Origin of the sequence: Mycobacterium asiaticum DSM 44297 (assembly GCF_000613245.1) — a bacterium.
Taxonomy (GTDB): Bacteria; Actinomycetota; Actinomycetes; order Mycobacteriales; family Mycobacteriaceae; genus Mycobacterium; species Mycobacterium asiaticum.
The window spans coordinates 1,158,259-1,180,455 of the sequence record NZ_HG964936.1 but is presented as its reverse complement, the minus strand read 5'-3'; the positions used below and the strand labels follow the sequence as shown (position 1 = coordinate 1,180,455).

21 protein-coding genes are annotated in these 22,197 nt (G+C 64.4%); 12 read left to right on the top strand and 9 right to left on the bottom strand.

Annotation, left to right across the window (positions count from 1 at the left end):
- Positions 1-24 precede the first annotated feature (24 nt).
- Positions 25-1,452: a wax ester/triacylglycerol synthase family O-acyltransferase gene (locus tag BN972_RS05625; RefSeq protein WP_036353852.1), complete on the bottom strand. Its 1,428-nt coding sequence runs from the start codon at positions 1,450-1,452 to the stop codon at positions 25-27.
- A gap of 77 nt (positions 1,453-1,529) precedes the next feature.
- On the opposite strand from BN972_RS05625, the gene BN972_RS05620 reads away from it, so the two are divergent.
- Positions 1,530-2,687 carry an acyl-CoA dehydrogenase family protein gene (locus BN972_RS05620; RefSeq protein ID WP_036353849.1) on the top strand — a complete coding sequence of 386 codons (1,158 nt, stop codon included), beginning with the start codon at positions 1,530-1,532 and terminating at the stop codon, positions 2,685-2,687.
- Here BN972_RS05620 and BN972_RS05615 read toward each other — a convergent pair.
- A complete protein-coding gene (locus tag BN972_RS05615) occupies positions 2,676-3,464 on the bottom strand; it encodes a TetR/AcrR family transcriptional regulator (protein WP_036356635.1) in 789 nt (262 codons plus the stop codon). The genes BN972_RS05620 and BN972_RS05615 overlap by 12 nt on opposite strands.
- A gap of 140 nt (positions 3,465-3,604) precedes the next feature.
- Here BN972_RS05615 and BN972_RS05610 point away from each other — a divergent pair, with 140 nt between their 5' ends.
- Positions 3,605-4,792, top strand: coding sequence for an amidohydrolase family protein (locus tag BN972_RS05610; protein WP_036353846.1), 1,188 nt, complete (start codon positions 3,605-3,607; stop codon positions 4,790-4,792).
- Between the two features lie 13 nt (positions 4,793-4,805).
- Here the strand turns inward: BN972_RS05610 and BN972_RS05605 are convergent, their stop codons facing one another.
- Genes BN972_RS05605 through BN972_RS05590 form a run of 4 tightly spaced genes read right to left on the bottom strand, consistent with a single transcriptional unit; the run spans position 4,806 to position 8,629 of the window.
- Entirely contained in the window at positions 4,806-5,630 is an 825-nt protein-coding gene (locus BN972_RS05605; RefSeq protein WP_036353843.1) for an enoyl-CoA hydratase/isomerase family protein, read from the bottom strand.
- On the bottom strand, positions 5,627-6,712 hold the full coding sequence (locus tag BN972_RS05600; RefSeq protein ID WP_036353840.1) for a hydroxyacid dehydrogenase: 1,086 nt from the start codon (positions 6,710-6,712) through the stop codon (positions 5,627-5,629). Before BN972_RS05600 ends, BN972_RS05605 begins: the two co-directional genes overlap by 4 nt.
- Positions 6,709-7,821, bottom strand: a complete 1,113-nt coding sequence (locus BN972_RS05595; protein ID WP_036356632.1) for a TauD/TfdA family dioxygenase — start codon at positions 7,819-7,821, stop codon at positions 6,709-6,711. Before BN972_RS05595 ends, BN972_RS05600 begins: the two co-directional genes overlap by 4 nt.
- A 19-nt stretch (positions 7,822-7,840) precedes the next feature.
- Positions 7,841-8,629: an HpcH/HpaI aldolase family protein gene (locus tag BN972_RS05590; RefSeq protein ID WP_172831418.1), complete on the bottom strand. Its 789-nt coding sequence runs from the start codon at positions 8,627-8,629 to the stop codon at positions 7,841-7,843.
- A gap of 88 nt (positions 8,630-8,717) precedes the next feature.
- On the opposite strand from BN972_RS05590, the gene BN972_RS05585 reads away from it, so the two are divergent.
- Positions 8,718-9,863 carry an acetyl-CoA acetyltransferase gene (locus BN972_RS05585; protein WP_036353837.1) on the top strand — a complete coding sequence of 382 codons (1,146 nt, stop codon included), beginning with the start codon at positions 8,718-8,720 and terminating at the stop codon, positions 9,861-9,863.
- Positions 9,863-10,267: a Zn-ribbon domain-containing OB-fold protein gene (locus tag BN972_RS05580; RefSeq protein WP_036353834.1), complete on the top strand. Its 405-nt coding sequence runs from the start codon at positions 9,863-9,865 to the stop codon at positions 10,265-10,267. Before BN972_RS05585 ends, BN972_RS05580 begins: the two co-directional genes overlap by 1 nt.
- On the opposite strand, the gene BN972_RS05575 is transcribed toward BN972_RS05580, so the two are convergent.
- A complete protein-coding gene (locus tag BN972_RS05575) occupies positions 10,257-11,831 on the bottom strand; it encodes a class I adenylate-forming enzyme family protein (protein ID WP_036353830.1) in 1,575 nt (524 codons plus the stop codon). The genes BN972_RS05580 and BN972_RS05575 overlap by 11 nt on opposite strands.
- Before the next feature lie 55 nt (positions 11,832-11,886).
- Here BN972_RS05575 and BN972_RS05570 point away from each other — a divergent pair, with 55 nt between their 5' ends.
- Positions 11,887-12,753, top strand: coding sequence for an SDR family NAD(P)-dependent oxidoreductase (locus BN972_RS05570; RefSeq protein ID WP_036353827.1), 867 nt, complete (start codon positions 11,887-11,889; stop codon positions 12,751-12,753).
- Positions 12,754-12,764: 11 nt separating this feature from the next.
- Here the strand turns inward: BN972_RS05570 and BN972_RS05565 are convergent, their stop codons facing one another.
- A complete protein-coding gene (locus BN972_RS05565; protein WP_235192369.1) occupies positions 12,765-13,577 on the bottom strand; it encodes an enoyl-CoA hydratase/isomerase family protein in 813 nt (270 codons plus the stop codon).
- Positions 13,578-13,686: 109 nt separating this feature from the next.
- On the opposite strand from BN972_RS05565, the gene BN972_RS05560 reads away from it, so the two are divergent.
- The 6 genes from BN972_RS05560 to BN972_RS05535 are packed head-to-tail and all read left to right on the top strand — an operon-like array spanning position 13,687 to position 20,058.
- Entirely contained in the window at positions 13,687-14,937 is a 1,251-nt protein-coding gene (locus tag BN972_RS05560; protein WP_036353821.1) for a hotdog family protein, read from the top strand.
- Positions 14,938-14,941: 4 nt separating this feature from the next.
- Positions 14,942-15,748, top strand: coding sequence for an enoyl-CoA hydratase/isomerase family protein (locus BN972_RS05555; RefSeq protein ID WP_036353818.1), 807 nt, complete (start codon positions 14,942-14,944; stop codon positions 15,746-15,748).
- Positions 15,745-16,992 (top strand): acyl-CoA dehydrogenase family protein, encoded by a 1,248-nt coding sequence (locus tag BN972_RS05550; RefSeq protein WP_036353815.1) that lies wholly within the window; start codon positions 15,745-15,747, stop codon positions 16,990-16,992. The genes BN972_RS05555 and BN972_RS05550 overlap by 4 nt, the downstream gene beginning before the upstream one ends.
- The gene (locus tag BN972_RS05545) at positions 16,989-17,804 is read left to right on the top strand and encodes an enoyl-CoA hydratase/isomerase family protein (protein WP_036353812.1); all 816 of its coding nucleotides are present in this window, start codon (positions 16,989-16,991) and stop codon (positions 17,802-17,804) included. The genes BN972_RS05550 and BN972_RS05545 overlap by 4 nt, the downstream gene beginning before the upstream one ends.
- Positions 17,801-18,601: an enoyl-CoA hydratase/isomerase family protein gene (locus BN972_RS05540; protein WP_036353810.1), complete on the top strand. Its 801-nt coding sequence runs from the start codon at positions 17,801-17,803 to the stop codon at positions 18,599-18,601. The genes BN972_RS05545 and BN972_RS05540 overlap by 4 nt, the downstream gene beginning before the upstream one ends.
- Complete coding sequence (locus tag BN972_RS05535) at positions 18,598-20,058, top strand: class I adenylate-forming enzyme family protein (protein ID WP_036353807.1); 1,461 nt, start codon at positions 18,598-18,600, stop codon at positions 20,056-20,058. Before BN972_RS05540 ends, BN972_RS05535 begins: the two co-directional genes overlap by 4 nt.
- Here BN972_RS05535 and BN972_RS05530 read toward each other — a convergent pair.
- Complete coding sequence (locus BN972_RS05530) at positions 20,048-21,106, bottom strand: NAD-dependent epimerase/dehydratase family protein (protein ID WP_235192368.1); 1,059 nt, start codon at positions 21,104-21,106, stop codon at positions 20,048-20,050. The genes BN972_RS05535 and BN972_RS05530 overlap by 11 nt on opposite strands.
- A 374-nt stretch (positions 21,107-21,480) precedes the next feature.
- On the opposite strand from BN972_RS05530, the gene BN972_RS05520 reads away from it, so the two are divergent.
- Complete coding sequence (locus BN972_RS05520; RefSeq protein ID WP_172831239.1) at positions 21,481-22,164, top strand: hypothetical protein; 684 nt, start codon at positions 21,481-21,483, stop codon at positions 22,162-22,164.
- The last annotated feature ends 33 nt before the right edge of the window (positions 22,165-22,197 follow it).

Genomic DNA, 22,197 nt, shown 5'->3' with positions numbered 1-22,197 from the left:
ATTATCCACAGCCCATTCAGCGGCTCAGTCGCCGGCCGCCGGTGACAGGTGCGCACCTGGCGAGTTACCCGACGCCAATACGGCCGTTCGAATCTCATTGAACGAATCCGTCATTGCCTGCGTCGCTTCATGCGGGTCGTCCATCGTGAGGTCGTCGGTGAGCACGGAGACATTCAACTGGTCCACGTAACTCCAGACGGTGATGTTCAGCGCGCTGCCCGCGGCCAGCGGACCCACCGAGTGGATCTCACTGATCCGCGCGCCACCGAGGGTGTGGGCGGTCCGAGGCCCGGGAACGTTGGAGATCGTCAAATTCATCACCGAGCCCGAGCTCAGTCGTCGTGATTGCCAGCGAAACATCGCTGGGGAGAACCGGGGCGGCAGGTAAGCCAGCCATTCGGCCATCAGGGTGGGACCGCGCAGCGCGAAATTCTCTTTGGCGACAACGGCGGCGGCTGAGGTGAGGCGCACCCGTTCGATGGGGTCGGCAATGTGAATCGGCAGCGGCGGGATCATGTAGCCAAACTCATTGCCGCTCAGACGCGTCGGTGATTTGTTGAAACTCGCCGGCACCCCGGCGAGCAGTGGCTTGTCAACGCTGCCGCCGTAACGCAGCTGCAGGGTTCGCAGCGCTCCGGCCGCTATCGCAAGGACCACGTCGTTGATGGTCACGCCCAACTTCCTGCTGACCATCACCGCCTCGCTCAGCGGCAATGAAGCGGTGGCGAACCGTCGCCCGGGTGAGACGACATGGTTGGCGAAGCTGGGCGGTGGGAGGGCCGGGCGCCTTGGCGCATGACTTCTCCTGCGCTGACGCGATCGGCGCCAGACACGTCCCACACCCGCCCCGGTCCGCCAGATCAGTGATGGCAGGTTTGCCAGCTGGCGCAGGTGCTCGCGAGTGGCACCTTCCACGAGTCGGCCAACGGGCGGGATCGATTCTGGCCTGTCTGCAGTGTCGGCAAGCAACAGGGATTCGTATTCGCGTAGTGCCTTCGCAATCAGGTTGGCCGAAGCCACCCCATCTGCGAGCGCGTGGTGGAGCTTGAGGATGACGGCGATGCGGTTGTCGGCGAGCCCTTCGGCGATATGCAGTTCCCACAGCGGGCGGTCCCGCTCCAGTGGAACAGCCGCAAGGGCACCGATCAGTCGATCCAGTTCCCGGCGCCCGCCGGGCGGCGCGACCACAGCCCTCCTGATGTGATAGTCGGGGTCAATCGGAACGTTCTCCTGCCACATCGGATGGTGATAGTGACCGGGTGTGCTTACGAGCCGGTAGCGAAGCGGCTCGAGTCCGAGCAGCACCCGATAGGCGGCTTTCTTCAGCTCGGGGAAAGGCAGTCCGGCGGGCAGAGCGGACAGATCGACCACGGCCACCTTGATCGTGTGCATGTGGATCTCGGCTGTTTCGCTGTACAGCAACATTGCATCCACGCCACTGAGCCGCTTCATAGCGTTCCGAGAATAACCCTTCTCGCAGCGGTTGACACCTCGCTTGCCCCGGGCGTGGCATTGCTACGCTCGCTGCAATGCATTTCCAGCTCGACCCCGATACCGAGGCGTACCGCGACGCGGTACGCGCCCACCTTCGTGCGATGTTGACGCCAGAATTTACCGAACGCATCTATCGAGGCGGCGTTGCGCACGATGACGACTTCACGAAAGGACTCGTCGAAAAGGGCTATTTCGCTCCGGACTGGCCCGTCGAGTTCGGTGGCCAGAACCGCAACGCATGGGACGCGCAGGTGGTCAACGAGGAACTGATGCGGTTTGACGCGCCCATGTACCTCGCCGAGACGACCCGGATGGTGGCATCGATCATCCGCGCGGTCGGCTCTCCCGCGATGAAGGAGCTCGTGCTCGATGCCGCCATGAAGGGTGACATCACGATCGCGTTGGGCTTCACCGAACCCGAATGCGGATCGGACGTGGCGGCCGCGACGACGAGGGCGGTACGCGACGGTGACGACTGGATTATCAACGGCAGCAAGATGTTCACCACAAACGGCCATATCGCCGACTACATCTTCCTGCTGACCCGCACCGATACTCAACGGCCCAAGCACCAGGGGCTCACCATGTTCCTCGTCCCCCGCGAGAGCAAAGGCTTTGACGTACAAGCCGTCTGGACGCTTTCCGGCGAGCGGACCAACATCACCTTTTACTCTGATGTCCGCCTCGGTGACGAGTGGCGGATCGGCGAAGTCGACGATGGCTGGCGAGTTATGGGCCTGTCTCTGCAGGATGAGCACGCTTCGGGCTGGGGTCCGCACCTGACCCGGCTTCTGCAGCACGCGGAGGATTGGGCCCGCTGCTCGGCCGAGGACGGCTCGCCGCCGATCGATGATTCAGACGTCCGGCGCCGCCTTGCGAGGGTGGCGATGGAGAACGAAGTCGCGATGCTGCTACAACGTCGCTGCGTCTGGATGACCGAGCAGGGCCGGATACCGGTGGCTGAGGGGTCGATGTCGAAATTGTTCAGCACCGAGGCTCTCGAACGGGCCAGCCAGGACATCGTCGAGCTGGTCGGCCCCGACGGACTGCGCAGCTATTTCGAACCCACGGCACCTCAAGAAGGCCGGTTCGAGCACCTGCTCCGCTTTGCCCTGGGCACCACGATCTACGCGGGGACCAGCGAGATCCAGCGCAGCATCATCGCCCAGCGCGGACTCGGTCTACCCCGTTAGCTTGCGCACCCGGCGGGGCGCAGCTGCTCGCGCGGTCGACTTGCGCGGCACCTTGGCGGCGGAATCCGGGGCGGGTGGGCTGACCGCCTGCTTGCACCAGGCCCACAGCTGATCCTCGGTCAGCTTCGATCCCTTACCGCCCAAATGGAATACACCGATCTGAGCCAGTGCGGTCAGCGTCGTGTTCAGCAGCGTGGTCAGCTGCTGGGGCGTGAGATCGTTGCGCACCAACCCAGCTCGTGCGCACGAAGTGATGATCTTGGTAAGCAACTTCAGATGCGGCTCCCACACCTTGGCGAAGTCGGCCGGCCGGTTGATCTCCAAGCTCAGGTTGTAGATCGTCATGACCCGTCCGCCAACCGCTTCCGAGGACTCGGCCCGATACAGGACGCCGCGGCAAAACGCTTCCAGCTGCTCCATCGGCCCGTCCGCCGCCGCTACCTCTTGCCGGATGTTCTCGGTGAACTGGCTGGTGACGTTCTCGTACAACGCCAGCATCAATTCTTCCTTGCCGGCGAAGTGCTGGTAAAACGCACGCAGGCTGAGGTTGGACCGGTCGATCAGTGTCTGGATCGTGAAGTCGGCCTTGCCCGACTCTTCAACCAACTCCAGCGCGGTCGCAAGGAACCGCGAACTGCGAGCGAGAGCACGGGCTCTCGCCGAACTGAGGCGCCGCTCGATGGTGCGCTCTTGCCACGTGGTGGTTGGTTCGACGTCGGTATCGACAACTTCTATGCCGGCTTTGGTATCAGCGCCGGCGCTCTTCTTTGCAGCCATGATGCAGTTAAGAATACCCACAAGACGCCCGCAACCGCGCGCTACCTGCACGCGCATGTTGACTCCGGGCGTCGCGCCCCGGTTCATACGGTACGGTGAAAACGATCATTCTCGTTTTGTGGAAATGAAGGAGTGCGGCGTTGAGCGCAGACATCCTCATCGTTTCGCCCGACGACCATTTGGTGGAGCCGGCTGATTTGTGGACCTCCCGGTTGCCCGAGCGCTATCGAGACGTCGGGCCGCGCATCGTTCGTACTCGCGGACGCATGGATCCAAGTGTCACTTCCGATGTCGCGTTCGTAGAGGATGAACAGGGCCGGGCGGCGGACATCTGGCACTACGAGGACAAGAGAATCCCAATTCCGTTGATCAGCGCGGCCGCCGGATACGACCTCGACGAGCTCTCCACCGACCCGATCACCTACGACGAGATGCGTCCGGGTTGCTTCCGTCCAGCCGACCGGCTTGCCGACATGGACGTCGCGGGGATCGAGGCCTCGGCGTGCTTCCCGAACACCTTGGTCCGATTCTGCGGCCAACGCTTTCTTTACGGTAAGGACAAGGAACTCGCGAAGCTTTGCGTCGAGGCCTACAACGACTTCCAGATCGACGAGTGGGCCGCTGGCTCGAACGGTCGGTTGATCCCGCTCGGCATCATTCCGCTCTGGGATGTCGAACTGGCGAGCCGGGAGGTGGAACGGGTGGCCGCCAAAGGCATGCATGCGGTGTGCTTCTCGGAGCTGCCGTCGCGCCTCGAACTGCCGTCGATTCACAGTGGTTACTGGGACCCGTTCTTCGCCGCCTGTGAACGCAATCAGGTCGGCATCATGCTGCACATCGGTTCGAGTTCATCGCTCACGAAATCCTCACCCGACTCGCCGCACGTTGTCACAAGCGCGCTGATGGCGGTCAACTGCACCATCGCGCTCGTCGATTGGCTGTTTTCCGGCAAGCTCATGCAATTCCCCGACCTCAAGCTCGCGTTCGCCGAAGCGCAAGCGGGCTGGATCCCTTACTACCTGCAACGTGTCGACGAGGTCTGGGAGGACCGCCGGGCCTGGGGTGGCATTCATCCCCTGCTCACCGAGCCGCCGAGCAGCCAGGTGCCAGGCCGCGTCTACTTCTCCACTTTCGGCGACCCGGTTGCGTTCCGGATCCTCGACCTGGTCGGACCGGACCAGCTGATGTTCGAGACCGATTACCCACACAACGACACCAACTGGCCGAGAAGCATGGAAGTCGCCAACAAGGCGACCGAAGGCCTGGACGAAGAGACCAAACGTAAGGTGTTGTCCACCAACGCGAAGCGCTTCTTCGGCCTGCTGTAACCCGCGTTAACGCTTAGCGGGCCTGCCAGTCCGGCTTGCGCTTCTCCAGGAAGGCACGCGGTCCCTCGATGGCGTCCTTGGTCAAGGCCACCTTCATGCGATAGTTCTCAGCCAGCAATTCCGCCTCGTAGATGGGCAATGTCAGGCCCTTACGAACCGCCATGCGCGATCCTCGCACGGCCAGCGGGGCATTCGAATTGACCACATCAGCGATCTCCCAAGCGCGATCCATGAGCCGATCGTGCGCCACCACCTCGGTGAAGACACCCAGGTCGTATGCGCGCTGGGCGTCGAGTTGCTCGTGACGGCCCATCAAGATCAGTCGCATCGCCACGGGCAGTGGCAACAGCCTGGCGAGCCTGACCCCTTCCCGCCCGGATGTCACGCCGATGCTGACGTGCGGGTCCATCAACGTCGCACGCTCGGACGCAACCGTGATGTCGGCCGTCGTCACCAGATCCATGCCGGCCCCACAAGCGATCCCGTTCACCGCGCAGATTATCGGTTTGGTCATCTGCAGCCATGGCGGCGTCGCCTCCTGGGGTGCATCCCACTGCCGCATAGAGCTCAAGATCGCATCGCCCTGATTGTCGATGCCCGGTGCGTTCTCCATGTCGTGGTCGGCGGCCTTGTTCACGTCGGCGCCCACACACAATGCCCGGCCGGCACCGGTGATGATCATGGTCCAGATATCCTGCGAAAGTTCGATTTCCGCGTAGGCCACCGTAAGCTCGGCGATCATTTCGTCATTGATCGCATTGAGAACGGCGGGACGGTTGAGGGTCACACAAGCTGTATGACCCCTGACCTCGACCTCGATGGTGTCGTAGTGCGTCACCCGGCGTGACCCCTGTTCTTCAAAGCCGTTGTGGCATCGGGACGGAAACCGAATATGTCTTGGAACCGCTCGCAGTACCGCGGCCACACATCGGGATTCAGCAGGCGCGGCGGGACGCCACCGCCGAAGATGGTCTGCCACTGCGTAGCCGTGGCCACGGCCAGGTCGCGGGCGGCCTCTACGGTGATACCTGCGGTATGCGGTGTTGCGATCACGTTGTCGAGGTGCAGCAGCGGGTTGTCCGGCGCGGGCGGCTCGTCGTGGAACACGTCCAGACCCGCCCCGGCGATCTCGCCCTCGGTGAGTGCTCGCAGCAGCGCCGCTTCGTCATGCACGGGACCGCGCGCGGTGGTTATGAAGAACGCCGTTGGCTTCATCGCGGCAAACTGCTCTGCACCGAACAGTCCCCTCGTCTCCGCGGTCAGCGGGCAGGTCACTTGAACGAAATCGGACCGCGTCAGCAATTCGGTGAGGCCGACAAGCCGCGTCCCGCGACTTCGGGCGGTCACTTCGTCGACGTACGGGTCGAACACCAGAACATCCATGCCGAAGGGCGCACACAGCTCCACCAGGCGACCGCCGATGGCACCGAGGCCGACCACGCCGAGCGTCTTACCTAGGAGCTGTGTACCCCGCAAAGTCATCCGGTTCACGAGCGGGCCGGCACGCAGCGTGCGATCGGCAACCGTGATCCGCTTGGCCAAGTCGAGCATGAAGCCCAGCGCATGTTCCGCGACCGCCTCCGCACCCGGGCCGGAGTTGTTGCACACCGCGATCCCGGCGCGAGTGCACGCCTCGACGTCAATCACGTCGTAACCGGCGCCGGCAGAGCATACCGCTACCAGCTGTGCGCACCGGCCGACCAGCTTCGGCCCTGCCATCCACTGCGTACCCCGAGGGTAGGGCGTCACGTCGGAACGGGTGGCCACCTGGTATCCATGCGCGGATTCCAGTGCGGCCCAGCCTTGCTCATCCGGGGCCGCAAGGTCCAGCTCGACGAGATCGATGTCCGCCAGGTCGAGAATGTCGCCGGCGACGGGATCGGTCCAGCGTTCGAAGACCAGTCGCGGACGGACGGTCATCGCTTGACGTTGGGTTTAGCCTGCGCGGCTTTGAACATGTCAGCCAGGGCAGCGTCGACGTTCTTATAGTCGTTACGCGCGATCGCGCCGTCCCGTCCCGCGACCACGTCATAACCCAGCCGCAGATCTTTGTTCTCCATATGGAAGTACTCGCGACCCATCGGCAGCCGGCGGTCCTTGCGGGGCACCTCCATCCAAGCGCGCAGGAAGCACCGGGTCTTCGTCGGGTCGGTACTGCTGACGAAGTCGGACCTGGAATGGCACATCGCGAAGTTGTTGGCCACGGCCGCTTCACCGGATTCGAGTCGGAACTCGACCTGCTGTTCGACCAGGACGTTGCGCAGCAAGTCCACCGCCTCGGCTTGTTCCGGGGTGAATTCTCGACCGAGCGTCTTCATGGCCGGCAGGATGCTGCTGTAGGTGAAGTTGATACAGATCCTGCCGTCGATCTGCGAAAACACGGGCACGTCATAGGGGGTCACGTCTGGCTGATCGTCGGGTTGTTCGCTGCGGCGGTGATGCGGAAAGCCTTGGTAGAGCACCCCCAACAGGTCCGGACGCTCCGCGAGTATCCGATTGTGCGCGGCCGGGCCACTGGCGAACTGGCTTTCCCCACCCTCGGCGGCGGGATATACACACAACAGCGACAAAATGTCGGCGGCGTCGTTGTGCATGGCCAGTTCGGCGCGCGACTTGGTCCCACGCGCCGGCTGCACTCCGCCGGGCAGCACCTCCTCCTGCACCCGCACCATGCGGTGCCCGAAGGAGTTGTTGGACACCAGATATCCCAGATGCGTACAAAACGCCCAATAGATTCGCTCGAGATCTTCGATCGAGTGTTGTTCGACGGGGAAGCCGCGAACACAAGCCAGACCCCTGCCGAACATCAATTCCCGGTACAGCCGGGCAAGGTCGTCGTCGAGGTCCGGATGCCGTGCGTCGTCCGGAGTGATGTCATCGCGGTCCTTTGCCGCCGTCTTGGCCAGGATCGATTCCAGCGCAGCCACATTGCGGGCCGACAGGTCAAAGGTCAAGTCCTCCTTGCTCACGTCGGCGCCGGTCCAAGCCATCGGGTCGGTGACTTGTTCGGTGTAGATGGCTGTCGGCATCCGGTCCTCCTGTTGACGTTCATGGCTCTCGCGGCCGCTCGAGTGCGCGAAGCGCCAGCGCACGGGCCGCGGCCGCTTCGGCCATCATCCCGACATCGGTCCCCGCCGAGATGAAGCGCAGCCCCAGTCCTACAAAGCGTTCCAGCAGGTCAAGGGACTTGATTCCAGCCACTCCGAGCGCCACGCCGTGCTTACGACAAGCCGCCGCGATCGATTCTACTGCACTGTGGAAATGCTCATTCTCATACTGCCCGTGAATGCCCATCTCGGCGGTCAGATCACTGGGTCCGATCAGGATCATGTCGATGCCATCGACTGCGGCGATCGAGTCACAAGCCGCCACACCCTCGGGCGTCTCGATCATCACGGCTACGACCGTATGCTCTTCAAGCACCTCGACCAGGCGCGGAGCCGTTCTCGACGTGTAGCCGCTGACCGCATTGGGTCCCGAAATCGATCGACGACCGAGCGGTGGGAATCGTGCGGCGTGCACAACGGCCTGCGCTTCGTCACTTGAATTAATGTGGGGCACAATGACTCCCACTGCACCGATATCGAGTGCACGGGCAATTTGGCTGGCATCGGCCGACGGTACCCGGACCAGACCGGAGATACCTGCGCCCAGCGCGCTGACACAGAGCAACTGTGCGGTCTCCAAGGACGTCGATGTGTGCTCGAGGTCGACGTAGACCGCGTCGTATCCGCACGCCGCGGCGACCGCAGGGACGTCGGGTGTGCGCGAGTTCTGCAGAGCCAGACACAGCACCAGCGCCTCGCCGCGCAGCGCGGCCCGCAACGCTCCCGTCATAGGCTCACCGTAGTCCACCGAGAATATCGCTTCCAGAAACCGGTTAACGTCCGTTATCAGGCCGACGCCGGTGTGATAACCATTAGCTATGTCGTCCAACCGTGTCGCCATTGTGGGTGTCGGGCTTTCCGATTGCGGCCGGGTGCCAGACAAAACCGCGATGGCCCTGATGGCCCAGTCCGCTCGCCGGGCGGTCGCCGACGCAGGACTCAGCAAGGACGAGATCGATGGTTTCGGCGCACACGGGACACTGCTGCCGCCGGTGGAAGTGAGCGAGTATCTCGGACTTCGGCCCAGCTGGGTCGACGCGACCAACGTAGGCGGATCTTCATGGGAAGTGATGGCGCGGCACGCGGCAGCGGCGATCGCGAGCGGCGAGATCGATACTGCCCTGTTGACCTACGGGTCGACCGCACGCTCTGACGTCAAGCGTCAAGTCCGCGCGTCGGCGGCCACCTTGGGCACCGGCGGCGCCATGCAGTACGAGGCACCTTACGGTGCGACGCTGATCGCCAAGTATGCGATGGCGGCCCGCCGTCACATGATCGAATTCGGTACCACCACGGACCAACTGGCCGAAGTCGCCGTCGCGGCTCACGAGTGGGCAGCGATGAATGCGGACGCGTTCGACCGCGATCGCATCACCGTCGACGACGTCGCGGCCGCACCGATGCTGGCCGATCCCTTCACCACCAAACATGTCTGCCTACGCACCGACGGTGGCGGCGCGGTGGTGCTGGCCAGCGAGCGGGTCGCGAAAGACTCGGCCCGCGAACCGATCTGGATCCTGGGCGCCGCCGATGCCACGTCGCACGTCAGCATGAGCCAATGGCCTGACTTCACCACATCGCCGGCCGCGCGGTCGGGGCCGCGAGCGTTCGCGCAAGCCGGCGTCAGCCCGGCCGAGATCGATGTGTGCCAGCTTTACGACTCATTCACCTCCACCGTGCTGCTGACCGTGGAGGACCTTGGCTTCTGCTCGAAGGGCGAGGGAGGACCCTTCATCGCCTCAGGCGCACTGCGCCCCGGTGGGTCGCTGCCCACCAACACCGACGGCGGAGGTCTGGCAAGCTGTCACCCCGGTATGCGGGGCATGTTCCTGATGGTGGAAGCGGTCCGGCAGTTGCGGGGCGAGTGCGCGGCACGCCAGGTCCCAGGAGCCAGGCTGGCATGCGTTCATGCGATGGGTGGTTTCTTCACGCACAGCGCCACGATGATTCTTGGGAGACAGTGATGACGGCGGCCGATCACCCGACCATCGACCTCGACAGCCAGGCTTGGTGGTCGGCGGTGCAGGACCGCGAGCTGATGGTCAACACCTGCCGATCCTGCGGCCAGGCGTCGCTGTACTCACGGCCGTTCTGTCCGCATTGCTGGAGTGAGGAGGTCAACCTGGCGCCGGCCAGCGGCCGCGCGCGGCTCTACACCTGGAGTGTGGTCCACCAGAACGCGGCACCGTTCGACGCGCGCACGCCCTATGTGCTGGCGATGGTGGACCTCGAGGAAGGGCCCCGCGTGATGAGCGTCGTAGAGAATTGTCGCGTCGAAGACCTGCGCGCCGACCTGCCACTGGCGGTTGCGTTCCGTACCGGCGATGACGGATTCATCGTGCCTGTTTTTCATCCCGTCACGGCGTAGCGGCCACCCGCTCTGCCACCAGCCGGATCCGGCCACCCGAGAGCCCGTGCAGTTTGTTGCGCTCGACCTTGCCGTTGGCGTTGACCGGCAGCGGCTCGTCCCAGAGCACCAACTCCTCGGGCAGTTTGTACTTCGGCAATCCTTGTGAGACCAGTGCTGCGGTAACGTCAGCCAGCGATAACTCGAGGTCAGGCTCGGACACTACCGCCACCGCCAGTCGCTCACCGGTGGTGGCATCGGCAACCGAGTAGGCGGCACACTGGCGCACCCCGCCGATCCGCGACACCGCATCCTCCACTTCGGCGGCGGGGATCTTCATCCCGTTACGGATCACAATGTCTTTGATCCGCCCGACGATCCGCACGCGACCGGCGACGAGTTCGGCGACGTCGCCGGTACGGAACCACTCCCCGTCCAGGCCCAGGGCATCGTCGTCGCCGTCGGTGTAGCCCAGAAAAGCATGCGGGCCCCGGATACAACACTCGGTCGGTTCGGCCGCCGACCCGATACGGACCTCGACACCATCGAGCGGCACCCCGTCATCGGCATGTCGCACCTCTTTGGGCTCATCGCGCAGGCCAGAGGTGCTCACCGGCACCTCAGACGAGCCATAGGCGCGCATGACCACTACGCCGAAGCTGTCTTCGATGCGTTTCACGATTCGCCGGTCCAGCATGGTGCCGCCGAGGTAGACCGCACGTAGTGGTACGGCGGCGCCGCGCGCCACCACTTCGTCGAGCACCCGGTCCAGTAGCCGGTCCGGTCCGCCGTACCAGGTCGCCCCCGAAGCCAGGAGTAGGTCGCACGTCGCCCCCGGGTTCCAGCGATCCTCCAGGACGACGGGTAATGCGAGCATGGGCGCGATGAACAGCGCCTGCACGACTCCGGTGACCGAAGCCAGCGGGCTGATCAGAAAGATTCGGTCCTCGCTGGTAAGTCCGGCGGCCGCAACATAGTTGGCAGATGCCTTCGCCAATGTGCTGATTGAGTGAACGACCCCTTTGGGCCGTGAGGTCGTGCCCGAGGTGTACAAAACGAAACACGGCTCGTCAGCCGAGCGCGCCGGCCGCGACCGTGCCACGCCGGGCACGCGTTCGCCATTGTCTACCTCGATCCACCGGCAACGTCCGGGGAGCTCCTGCGCGGTGTTCGCCGCCCACTTCGGCGCCACGGCGTACCGAATGTCGTCGTGCGAGACGATTTCCGCAAGTTGAGCCGGGCCCGCGCTGCGCGACACCAGCAGTACCACCGCATCGATCCGCAACGCCGCGTGCACCGCCACGACCGATTCCACGTCATTGCCGACCACCAGCACGATCGGGCTGTCCGGGACGACGCCCGCGTCGAGCATCGCCTGGGCGGCCGCGTCAACACGCGCGTCGAGCTCGGCATAGGTGAGATCGGCGCCGCGAATCGTCACGGCAATCCGGGTGGGATCCCGCTCCGCGGCGCAACGCACTTGGTCGAAGGGCTCCGCCGACCAGTACCCCGCTGCCCGGTAACGGGAGCGCAGCGACTCGGCACGCCGACGGGCCTGCCGCAGGAGTTCCGCCGCGCCGCTCATAAGGCCCTCCGATGCAAATGTCGGTTCTCGATTGAGTAAATGTAACCTCTCATCCATGCCGTCAATGACTTTCGATAATCAGGTTGCCATCGTCACCGGCGCCGGGGGTGGGCTGGGTCGTTGCCACGCCCTGGAACTGGCGCGCCGCGGCGCTCGCGTCGTGGTCAACGACCTCGGCAGCGCGGTGGACGGCACCGGTGCGTCGACTTCGGCGGCACAATCGGTGGTGGACGAGATCACCGCCGCCGGTGGCACCGCGATCGCCAACGGTGACTCGGTGGCTACCGAGGACGGCGGCGCCGCAATTGTCGAAGCGGCGATGGATGCGTTCGGCCGAGTCGATGTGCTGGTGAACAACGCCGGGATCCTGCGCGACGCGGCCTTCAAAAACATGACCGCCGAGCAGGTCGACGCCGTGGTCGCGGTTCACCTCATTGGAGCCTTCAACGTGACCAGGGCGGTCTGGCCGATCATGCGCGAGCAGAACTACGGCCGAATCGTGCAAACCACCTCCGGTACCGGCCTTTTCGGGAATTTCGGACAGGCGAACTACGGTGCCGCCAAGATGGGCCTGGTTGGCATGATGCACGTGCTCGCCATCGAGGGCGCCCGCAGCGGCATCGCGATCAATGCCATCGCGCCTATAGCACGAACCCGCATGACGGAGAACATCATGGGCGAGGCGGGCAAGGTAATGGATCCCGAGCTTGTCACGCCGGTGGTCATCTACCTGTCACACCAACGTTGCGACCGTACCGCACACATCTACTCGGTAGGTGCGGGAAAAGTGTCGCGGGTGTTCATCGGCGTGACCAAGGGAATCGAGGACACCGCGCTATCCGCGGAAAAGGTGGCAGCGTCGATCGACGACATCGACGACAGCGCCGTTTTCACAATCCGCGGCGGTCCCGCCGCGGGATGACGTCCCGCGGCTCAATGACCGCTGAACCGGGGCTTGCGGCGCTCGGCGAACGACGAGAGGCCCTCCTGCAGGTCGGCGGTGTGGGACACCACTTCCTGGGCCCAAGCCTCCTGCTCGAAGGCACAGTCGCGGCCCGACTCCGATGAAACGGCCAACAGCCGCTTGGTCAGGCCCAGCATCACGGTGGGGCCGGCCGCTAAGCGCAACGCCAATTCTTCGGCGGCCGCATCGGTTTGGTTGAGGTCGACCACGCGGTTGACCAGGCCGAGCCGCTCGCAGGTCACCGCGTCCACGGGCTCGCCCAGCATCAACAGTTCGGTCGCCTTGCGTAGACCCACTATTCTGGTCAGCAGGTGTACGGCTCCGGAATCCGGCAGTATGCCGCGATGGACGAATGCCGCGACGAGTGTTGCTTCCGTGGACATGACAACCAGGTCGCAGGCCAGCAGCAGGCTGGCGCCCGCGCCGGCCGCCGTACCCTTGACCGCCGCAACGACCGGCTTGTCACAGTCCAGTACCGAGGAAACCAGGCGTTGCCAGCCGCCTTTCAACATCCGGGCCACGTCGCCGGGACGTTTCTCGGGTGGGGGCGACGGGGAAGCGGGTGACGCCAGTCCCGCGCCGGCACAGAAATGCCGGGTACCGGCGGCGGTGAGCAACACGGCACGCACCGCCGGGTCGTTGTTGGCTCGCAGGAACGCATCGGTGAGAGCATCGCGTGCCAACGGCGACAACGAGTTTGCCACCTCGGCGCGGTCAATCTTGACCCGTGCGACAGCATCGTCACCAATCGTCACTACGATGCCGGAGCCTTCTTCAGCCATCTGCCTCAACCCCTGCGTTAACGGCATTTCCGTTTTTCGGGTATCTTAATTTCCACTCTGTCTGGTTGCGAGTCCGGCTGATACATGGCCGCCAAGAGGAGGCAATCCGATGGCCGAGACCGGCCGGATCACCGATGAGGGATTGGCCAGATTGCGGGCCACCATCGGTATCGCCGTCCCACACCCGCAGCCGCCCCACTACTTTCGTCCCAACGAGGACGCGTTTCGCCATGTCGCCGAAAGCTATGGCGACGACAACCCGCTGTGGGGTGATCCGGAGTACGCAGCCAAATCCGTGTGGGGCGAGCCCGTTGCGCCACCTGCCCTGATCGGCGGCGACACGCTGATCGGGGAAGACGAGGTCACTTCCCTGTCCGACGAAGACCGCGCCCTGACCAAAGGGGACCCCTTGCGCGGTGTGCACGCGTTCTATGCGTCATCGGCACGGGAGTGGTGGGCCCCGTTGCGCGCCAACCGCCGGGTGTTTCGGCGCAACGCGTTGGTAGCAGCCCTGGACAAGACCAGCGATTTCGCCGACCGGGCCATCCACGAGTGGTCGGCTCAGGTGTTCCGCGACGACGAGGGCATCATCTTGGGCGGTCAATACCGCAATATGATCCGCACCGAACGTCGCAAAGCACGCGGTCGCAAGAAATATGACGCCGTCGAGCCCAAGACCTGGACCCCAGAAGAGATCGCCGAGCTCGATGAACGGTATGCGCGCGAGGCGGTGCGCGGCGCCGACCCGCGCTGGTGGGAGGACGTTGCGGAGGGAGACGGGGTGGGCCCGCTGACCAAGGGTCCACTCACGGTGACCGATATGGTCTGCTGGCACGTCGGCATGGGCATGGGCATGTATGGCGTTCGGCCACTGCGCCTGGCATGGCTCAACCGCCAGCGAATCCCCCGCTTCTACACCCTCGACGAACACGGCGTGCCCGACGTCCAGCAACGAGTGCACTGGGATCCAACAGCGGCACGAAACGCGGGCAATCCCAACACCTTTGACTACGGACGCATGCGCGAGACCTGGCTGATCCACCTGTGCACCGATTGGATGGGCGACGACGCGTGGCTATGGAAACTCGATTGTGAGTTCCGCCTGTTCAACTACGTGGGAGACGTACACAGCATCACCGGCACGGTCGTGCGCAAATATCTCGCCGAAGGTGACCGTCCCGCTGTCGATGTCGATCTCGCCGCGACCAATCAGCGCGGTCAGGTCACCGCGCCCGGACACGCCACCATCCTGCTGCCGAGTCGCCAGCACGGACCTGTCCGGCTGCCCGAGCCACCCGGCGGCGCCTGCGATTTGGCGGATCTGTTGACCGCGGTATCAGCACAATTCGCCAGGCGATGATCGCATGAGGTACCAGAGCGTCCCGGGACTACAAGCCGCCCAGCATGGGCCGCAACTGCGATTGACACTGGATCGTGCCGATCGCCGGAACGCGGTCGACGACGTGATGCTCGACGCGATGATCGACCACATCGCCAGAGCCGGGACCGACGAGTCGGTACGAGTCATCCGCGTCGATGCCGAGGGTCCTGACTTCTGCGCCGGCTCCGATCTGATCGCCCGCAACGCCAAATCCGACCGCAAACCGCGGGTCGGGAGCACCCAGCGCCGACTGCCCAACAAAGCCAACCGGCTGATTCCGCTCATGCTGGAAACCCAGGTACCGATTGTTGCTGTGGTCCGCGGCTGGGCCGCCGGCCTCGGATTCCACATCGCCCTGGCCGCCGACTTCTGCGTCGCCGCCAGCGGTGCCCGCTTTTGGGAACCGTTCATGGCGCGGGGCTTTACGCCGGACAGCGGTGCAGCCTGGCTGTTGCCACGACTGATCGGCATGGTCCGCACCCGCCAACTGCTCTTGCTGGGGCAGGAGATCTCGGGCGAGACCGCAACCGACTGGGGCATCATCCACCAGGCGGTCCCGGATGACCAATTGGGATGCGCTGCCGACGAACTTGTTGCCCGGCTGAGCGAGGCCCCGACCGTCGCACTGGGATTGACCAAGTGGCTCTTGCAGAGCGGCAATGGACTCGACCTCGATCGCCACCTGCAGAACGAAGCGATGGCGCTCGAATTGTCCAGTCGCAGCGAGGACTTCCGCGAGGGCATGGCCGCCTTCCGAGACAAACGCGACGCAAAGTTCCAAGGACGATGATGCGGGTATCGGTCACCGACGGCGACAGCGTCGCCGAGGTCGTCGCGGCCGTGGAGCAGTGGGTCGCCGCCGAGGTACCGCAGGCTTGGCGCACAGCAGCCGCCGCAGGGCCCGGTGCCCTACGGGCGGTCCGCAGCGTTACCGACTACCGGCACTGGTACCCGGCTTTCGCCCGATCGGGATTGGTCGTGCCCACCTGGCCGCCCGAATACGGTGGACTGGGCATCAGCGACGCTGCCGCTCGGGCAATCGAAGAGGTCTTGCGACCGTTGCGCCTCAACCGGCTCAACCCATTGGGCCTCAACAACGCCGCTGCTGCGCTGTTCAGCCACGGCACCGAGCAGCAGCGGCTTCGATTCCTGCCGCCGATAGTGCACAACGAGGAGAAGTGGTGCCAGCTGTTCAGTGAACCCGGCGCCGGCTCCGATCTCGCCTCGCTGGCCACCCGAGCCGTGCCGGACGGGGATGATTGGGTGATCACCGGGCAAAAGGTGTGGACCACCTGGGCCGATGAGGCCGACTTCGCGATGCTGCTCGCGCGTACCGACCCGCAGCAGCCAAAGCACAAGGGCCTCACCTACTTTCTGCTCGATATGCACCAGGCCGGCGTGCAGGTGCGCCCGTTGCGCCAGATCACCGGTGAATGCGAGTTCAACGAGGTGTTCCTGGACGGTGCCCGGGTCCCGGACGCGCACCGCGTGGGTGAACTCAACGATGGCTGGCGGGTCAGTGCGTCAACGCTTTCCAGCGAGCGCCAGATGGTGTCGGGCTCGGGGTCCGGCGGAATGGGACGCCTCGGCGGCTTCAGCGCCGAACGCCTGATCACGCTGGCTCAGGAGACGGGGCGGTGGCCGGACCCTGTCATTCGGGGCAAGATCATGCGCCTGTGGGCCCAAGAGCGGGTCCGCGGGTGGACCAACGCCCGCGTGCGTTCCGCACTCTCGGCCGGGCAGTCCCCCGGTGCGGCGTCCTCGATTGGCAAGGTGCACCAAGCCAGTCTCAACCAGCAGATTCAGGATTTGATGGTCGACTTGCTCGGGACCGCGGCCGTCGCCTGGCCGGCCACCGATGATCCGGATGCATTGCCGCCCGAAGTTCACGGCATGCTGCGCAGCCTCGCCAACGCAACCGAGGGCGGTACGACCGACATCAACAAGAACATCCTCGGTGAGCGTGTGCTCGGCCTACCCAGGGAGCCCGACCCCTGGAAGGGCAAGCCGTGGAAGGATGTTCCGCGCTCGTGAGCACCTACCAGCGGCTGATCGTGGAAAAGTCACAAGGCATTGGATGGCTCATTCTGAATCGTCCGGAGGCAGGCAATGCCTTCGATGCACTGATGCTTGACGAGCTCGAGGCGGCATGGGCCGATCTCGACGGCGATCCCGAGGTGCGGGTAATCGTCAATACCGCCAACGGCAAGGCGTTCTGCACCGGTATGGACGTCGTACAGGTGGCACGGGACAAAGCAGCCATGCGCCGGCATTCGCGGCGGACCAGAGACGCCGCGCTGAAGATCTCGTCGTGGCACTGTCAGGTGTCGAAGCCGGTGATCGCGGCGATCAACGGCGTGTGTGCGGGCGGCGGACTACATCTCGTGGCTGACGCCGATATCGTGATCGCCGCTCGGTCAGCATCTTTCGTTGATCCCCATGTATCGGTGGGTCAGGCGGTGGCATACGAGGCGATCACCCTGTTGCGGAAGTCTCCGATGGAGGCAATTACGCGAATGGCGCTCAGCGGCAACGGTGAGCGCATCTCGCCCCAACGCGCCTACGAGTTGGGGATTGTCTCCGAAGTCGTACCCGGCGATCAGCTTCGGGAAGCGGCAGCCCGGCTGGCTGCGGCCATCGCCCTCAACTCACCCACGGCGGTGCGTGCCACCAAGAAGGCGCTGTGGCGGTCTCTGGAAGTCGGACTCACCCAGGCCCGCAGTGAAGCAGCGGAGGAGATTTGGCGGTTGCGCAACCACCCCGATCACGCCGAAGGCGTCCGGGCCTGGCACGCCAAACGAATCCCGCAGTGGCAACCACCCGCCGACGCACTGGAGGTCCAATGACATTTCAGCGGCTGATCGTCGAGCGGCGCGGACCCGTCGGGTGGATCATCAACAACCGACCGGACCGGCTCAACGCGTACGACGCCGCGATGCGAAACGAATTCCCGAGAGCATGGCGGCAATTGGACTCTGACCCCGATGTCCGCGTCATCGTCCACACCGGGAACGGTCGTGCCTTCCAGGTGGGCGCCGACGTCGACGAGCTCGACGGCGAGGCGGTACTGCAGTTCCAGGAGACCATGCGCACCCTCGATCTCAAGCTCACCGCCTGGCACTGCGACGTCGGGAAACCCGTTATCACCGCAGTCAACGGCGTCTGTGCGGGCGGTGGTCTGCATTGGGTGGCCGACGCCGATGTAGTGATCGCCGCATCGGATGCGACATTCGTCGACCCACACGTGTCCATCGGCCAGGTCTCCGCACTGGAAACGATTGCCCTGATGCGCAAGGTGCCCGCCGAGGCCGTGCTGCGGATGGCGCTGGTCGGCAGTCATGAACGGTTGACCGCTCAGCGCGCCTACCAACTCGGCATGATCAGCGAGGTGGTCGATCCGCCCGAGAAGTTACGCGATGTGGCGCAGGAGCTCGCCGAGAAGATCGCCCGGAATTCCCCGGCGGCGATGCGGGCCACCAAGCGGGCGTTGTGGGGTGCGCTGGAGTACGGACTGACGGATGCATGCCGAGCCGGCGCCAAGCATCTGACGTCGATGTGGGGGCACCCGGACCAAAACGAGGGCCCGCAGGCATTCGCGGACAAGAGGCCGCCGAACTGGCAACCACTGGTGAGTGATTCGTGAGCCTGGTGGAGTTGCTGGACGGCCTGCCTGACATAGCCGTGCACACGCTGACCAAAGACTTTTCCAGTGCCAACTTGGCCGCGAGCGCAACCGAACTTGGCACGCTGCTCGCCGAGTCCGGCTTGTCACCCGGCCAGGTGGTCGCCGCCATGCTGCCCAACGATGCGATCACCGTTGCCGCACTGTTCGGCGTCTGGCGAGCCGACGGGGTCTACACACCACTCAACCCGCGGGCCGCCGATCAGGAACTGGCCTCGCAGCTGCACACTCTACGGCCGCACGCCGTCATCACGACTCCCGAACTCAAGCAACGCTTCTCACGATTCGGACTGACCCTGCTCACCGGTACGGACCTGCACTGGTCGGTGGACTCCGGCACCCGGCAACCGACCGATCCGCGCCGGTACGACGCCGATGTCGCTCTGCTGCAGTTCACCTCCGGGACGACCGGAGCGCCCAAGCCGGTGCCGCTGCGTCACGGCACCGTGCTCGACCTGATCGACCGCCTGCTGGAGAAACTTCGCGGCCCCAGATCTACCGAGAGACAGGGGAACCGGCCGCCGATGCCGAACCTGGTTCCGCTATCGCTGTCCCTGTGGGCCGGCATCTACCAGGTGCTGTTCGCATTCCGGGCGGGTTCGGGTGTGGTCCTGATGGAGCGTTTCGCCGCAACGGATTTCGCCGCGATGGTCAAGCGCTATCAGTTGCGCTCCACCGTGTTACCGCCGGCAGCATTGACGATGGTGCTTCATGACGACGAAGTCACCGACCTGTCGCCACTGAAGATCGTCCGGTCGATCACCGCCCCACTGTCACCGGCACAGGCTCGCCGCTTCCGGGCCAAATTCGGCGTTGCCGTGCTCAACTCGTACGGCCAAACCGAACTGGGCGGTGAAGTGGTCGGTTGGTCGGCAGCGGACGCGCGCGAGTGGGGCGAGATCAAGCTGGGTTCCGCCGGGCGTCCGCTGCCCGGCATCGACGTGACCATTGCCGACGACGAGGTGCTGGTGCGCACCCCGACCACCGCGGCACGCAGGGTCGATCCCGCTTTTCTCGACAGGCTGACCGACGACGGTTGGTTCCACACCGGAGACCTCGGCTGGTTCGACGACGACGGCTTCCTGTGGCTTGACGGCCGGGTCTCGGACATGATCAATCGCGGTGGGCTGAAAGTGTTTCCCGGCGCGGTCGAGGATGTGCTGGCCGGCGCCGACGGGGTGCGCGAAGCCGCGGTGGTCGGGGTTCCTGATGAACGGCTCGGCGAGGTGCCCTGGGCATTCGTGGTACGTACCGACCCGGCACTCACCGAATCCGATCTGATGTCCTGGTGCCGCGACCGATTGACGCCCTATCGCGTGCCAGTGCGGTTTGTCTTTCTGGATCGCTTGCCGCGCAACGATGTTGGGAAGGTTGTCAAGCGCGAGTTGGCGGCGCTTGCTGAATCAGTCATGTCGTGATCTCGAGTTGCACGCCAGGCCACCGCCGGCTGGCCAGCGTCCACGGGTCGGCATAGACACCAGGCAGACCCCGGTAAGGCATCCGCCGCTTGAGTATTAGCCGGACAATCGGCCGTAGCGCGGCCAATAGAAACCGCCATCTGCCGACGCGCGCGCGGATCTCGGCAAGCACGCTCGGCCAGGAATGGTTCTGAAACCCGAGTGCCTCCTGCGCCCGCGCGGTGTCCATCCAGTCACAGACAAACCACGCGCTGTCGTCGTTCGGATTACCGAGCCGGCCCACCGGATAGCAGTCGACCAGTCCCATGGCCGCGGCCATTGCCGGCCCCATCTCGCCTTGCAACTGGCGATGGCTTTCATCGCCACCGATCATGAAAATCTCGCCGCTGATGTCGGAGGTTGCGGCAGCCGCGAAGGCGCTGCCGGCGTCACGCGCGTCGACCGTATTGATACGGCCGTCCGAGGGCGCCGACCACTCCAGGAACAGCACGTCGGCGCTGATAGGCAGGGACCGCAGCCTGGTACTGACCACCGCGCCGAGCCGCAGTACCACCCAGTCCAATTGCGAGACACGCACCAAACGCTCCGCCTCCAGCTTCTGGCCTCCGTAGGACTCGACCGGCTGAAGCGGCGAGTCAGCGCGAAGCAATTCGTTCCGGTGCGGATTGCGCGAACCATGGACCGCGACACTTGATGCGTAGACGAAGCGCGGGCGGTCGGGCAGGTGTTCGGCAGCCGCCAGCATTGACCGGGTGGCGTCGACGTTGACGCGCTGGGCCAGCGCGGAATTCAGATAGCTCGCGGTGGGAATGACGGCGGCAAGGTGAACGATCACTTGCGGAGCTACCGCTGCGAGCAGGCCCTCAACCTGCGCGCGGTCGGTGAGATCCGCCCAGCGCACGTCGACGGACCCCGGCAGGCGACGCGCGGCCTTCTGATTGCCCGGCGTACACAGGTCGGTGGCCACCACTGCGGCACCCCGCTGATGCAGTTGGACTACCGTCTGGGTGCCCACCAAACCGAACGCGCCGGTTACCAGAACCTTCACCACTCACCCACCCCGCCCTGTCGGTTGAGAACAATTACTCTCATTATCGAGAGTGATGTTACTCTCACGGGACGATAGGACTTTCGGAGCGGGAGGTGTCGATCGTGTGGCAGGAACTGGTCCGCATGGCGGTGACATGGGCAGTCATGTGCGGCCTGGTCGCATTCTTCTACTGGATGCTGGCGAACATAGGAACGTTTTGATTTATCTGTGGCACAGACTCTTTCACCGACACTGAGGCCAGGAACATGGATGATCAAGACCGACGGCGCCGACGCGGGCTCATCGCTTTCCAGATCTTCATCTACGGCATGCTGATTGCGATGTTCGCTATCCAGCTCCAGATGTACCTGACCAGGGACTGGTAGTCGACTATGACGCTGAGCCAGTCACGCGCCATCGACCAACACGAGGATCAGACTCACCAGACACAGCGACGGGCCGACCGATGGTTGATCGCGGGCACCGCACTGATGGGCACCCTGGTTCTGGGCATTGTCGGCCTGGTTGTGTTCTGCCGTGGACTCTACTTGCTGAGGAAGGCGCAGCGCGACGGACTTTCCGTCCGTCCGACGATGGTCACCCTCATCGGATACGTCGTCATCCTGGACGCCGCCCTCAACAGCGTCGGTTGGGCGCTCGACCTGTTCGCCAACCACGCCCTGATCACCCGCACCGTATTCACCGCTTGGGGCAACCTGATCGACGCCGGTTATTTCTGGCACTACAACGAACTTTGGATCGGCGGCGCCGGCGCGCCCGGCGAAAAGGCCTGGGTCATGGTCTGCGTCCTGATCGCATTCCCGATGCGGATTGCCGCGGCCATCGCTTTCCTGCAGATGAAGCGCTGGGGGCATCAGTGGCTCATCGTCACATGCTGGTTCGGGATCGTCGTGTGGACCGGCTACATCTTCAACATGACGATGTACGCGGACGTCAGATATGCCGGCGTCGGGCTGCCGGTACTCGGCTGGTGGGCGTTCAACATCTTCTACATCACACCCTTTCTGGCCATCCCTTACCTGCACACCGTCAACCGGGAAATCTTCTCCGACTAGCCTGCACTGACAAGGAAGGGTCGCGGTGTCTGA

Excerpts from the sequence above, each read along its gene's own strand:
- BN972_RS05625 (WP_036353852.1), bottom strand. The coding sequence starts at position 1,452 with ATGAAGCGGCTCAGTGGCGTGGATGCAATGTTGCTGTACAGCGAAACA.
- BN972_RS05565 (WP_235192369.1), bottom strand. The coding sequence starts at position 13,577 with ATGGCTGAAGAAGGCTCCGGCATCGTAGTGACGATTGGTGACGATGCT.
- BN972_RS05580 (WP_036353834.1), top strand. The coding sequence starts at position 9,863 with ATGACGGCGGCCGATCACCCGACCATCGACCTCGACAGCCAGGCTTGG.
- BN972_RS05550 (WP_036353815.1), top strand. The coding sequence starts at position 15,745 with ATGATGCGGGTATCGGTCACCGACGGCGACAGCGTCGCCGAGGTCGTC.
- BN972_RS05570 (WP_036353827.1), top strand. The coding sequence starts at position 11,887 with ATGCCGTCAATGACTTTCGATAATCAGGTTGCCATCGTCACCGGCGCC.
- BN972_RS05560 (WP_036353821.1), top strand. The coding sequence starts at position 13,687 with ATGGCCGAGACCGGCCGGATCACCGATGAGGGATTGGCCAGATTGCGG.
- BN972_RS05520 (WP_172831239.1), top strand. The coding sequence starts at position 21,481 with ATGACGCTGAGCCAGTCACGCGCCATCGACCAACACGAGGATCAGACT.
- BN972_RS05555 (WP_036353818.1), top strand. The coding sequence starts at position 14,942 with ATGAGGTACCAGAGCGTCCCGGGACTACAAGCCGCCCAGCATGGGCCG.
- BN972_RS05615 (WP_036356635.1), bottom strand. The coding sequence starts at position 3,464 with ATGGCTGCAAAGAAGAGCGCCGGCGCTGATACCAAAGCCGGCATAGAA.
- BN972_RS05575 (WP_036353830.1), bottom strand. The coding sequence starts at position 11,831 with ATGAGCGGCGCGGCGGAACTCCTGCGGCAGGCCCGTCGGCGTGCCGAG.
- BN972_RS05595 (WP_036356632.1), bottom strand. The coding sequence starts at position 7,821 with ATGCCGACAGCCATCTACACCGAACAAGTCACCGACCCGATGGCTTGG.
- BN972_RS05590 (WP_172831418.1), bottom strand. The coding sequence starts at position 8,629 with ATGACGGGAGCGTTGCGGGCCGCGCTGCGCGGCGAGGCGCTGGTGCTG.
- BN972_RS05585 (WP_036353837.1), top strand. The coding sequence starts at position 8,718 with ATGTCGTCCAACCGTGTCGCCATTGTGGGTGTCGGGCTTTCCGATTGC.
- BN972_RS05600 (WP_036353840.1), bottom strand. The coding sequence starts at position 6,712 with ATGACCGTCCGTCCGCGACTGGTCTTCGAACGCTGGACCGATCCCGTC.
- BN972_RS05620 (WP_036353849.1), top strand. The coding sequence starts at position 1,530 with ATGCATTTCCAGCTCGACCCCGATACCGAGGCGTACCGCGACGCGGTA.
- BN972_RS05540 (WP_036353810.1), top strand. The coding sequence starts at position 17,801 with ATGACATTTCAGCGGCTGATCGTCGAGCGGCGCGGACCCGTCGGGTGG.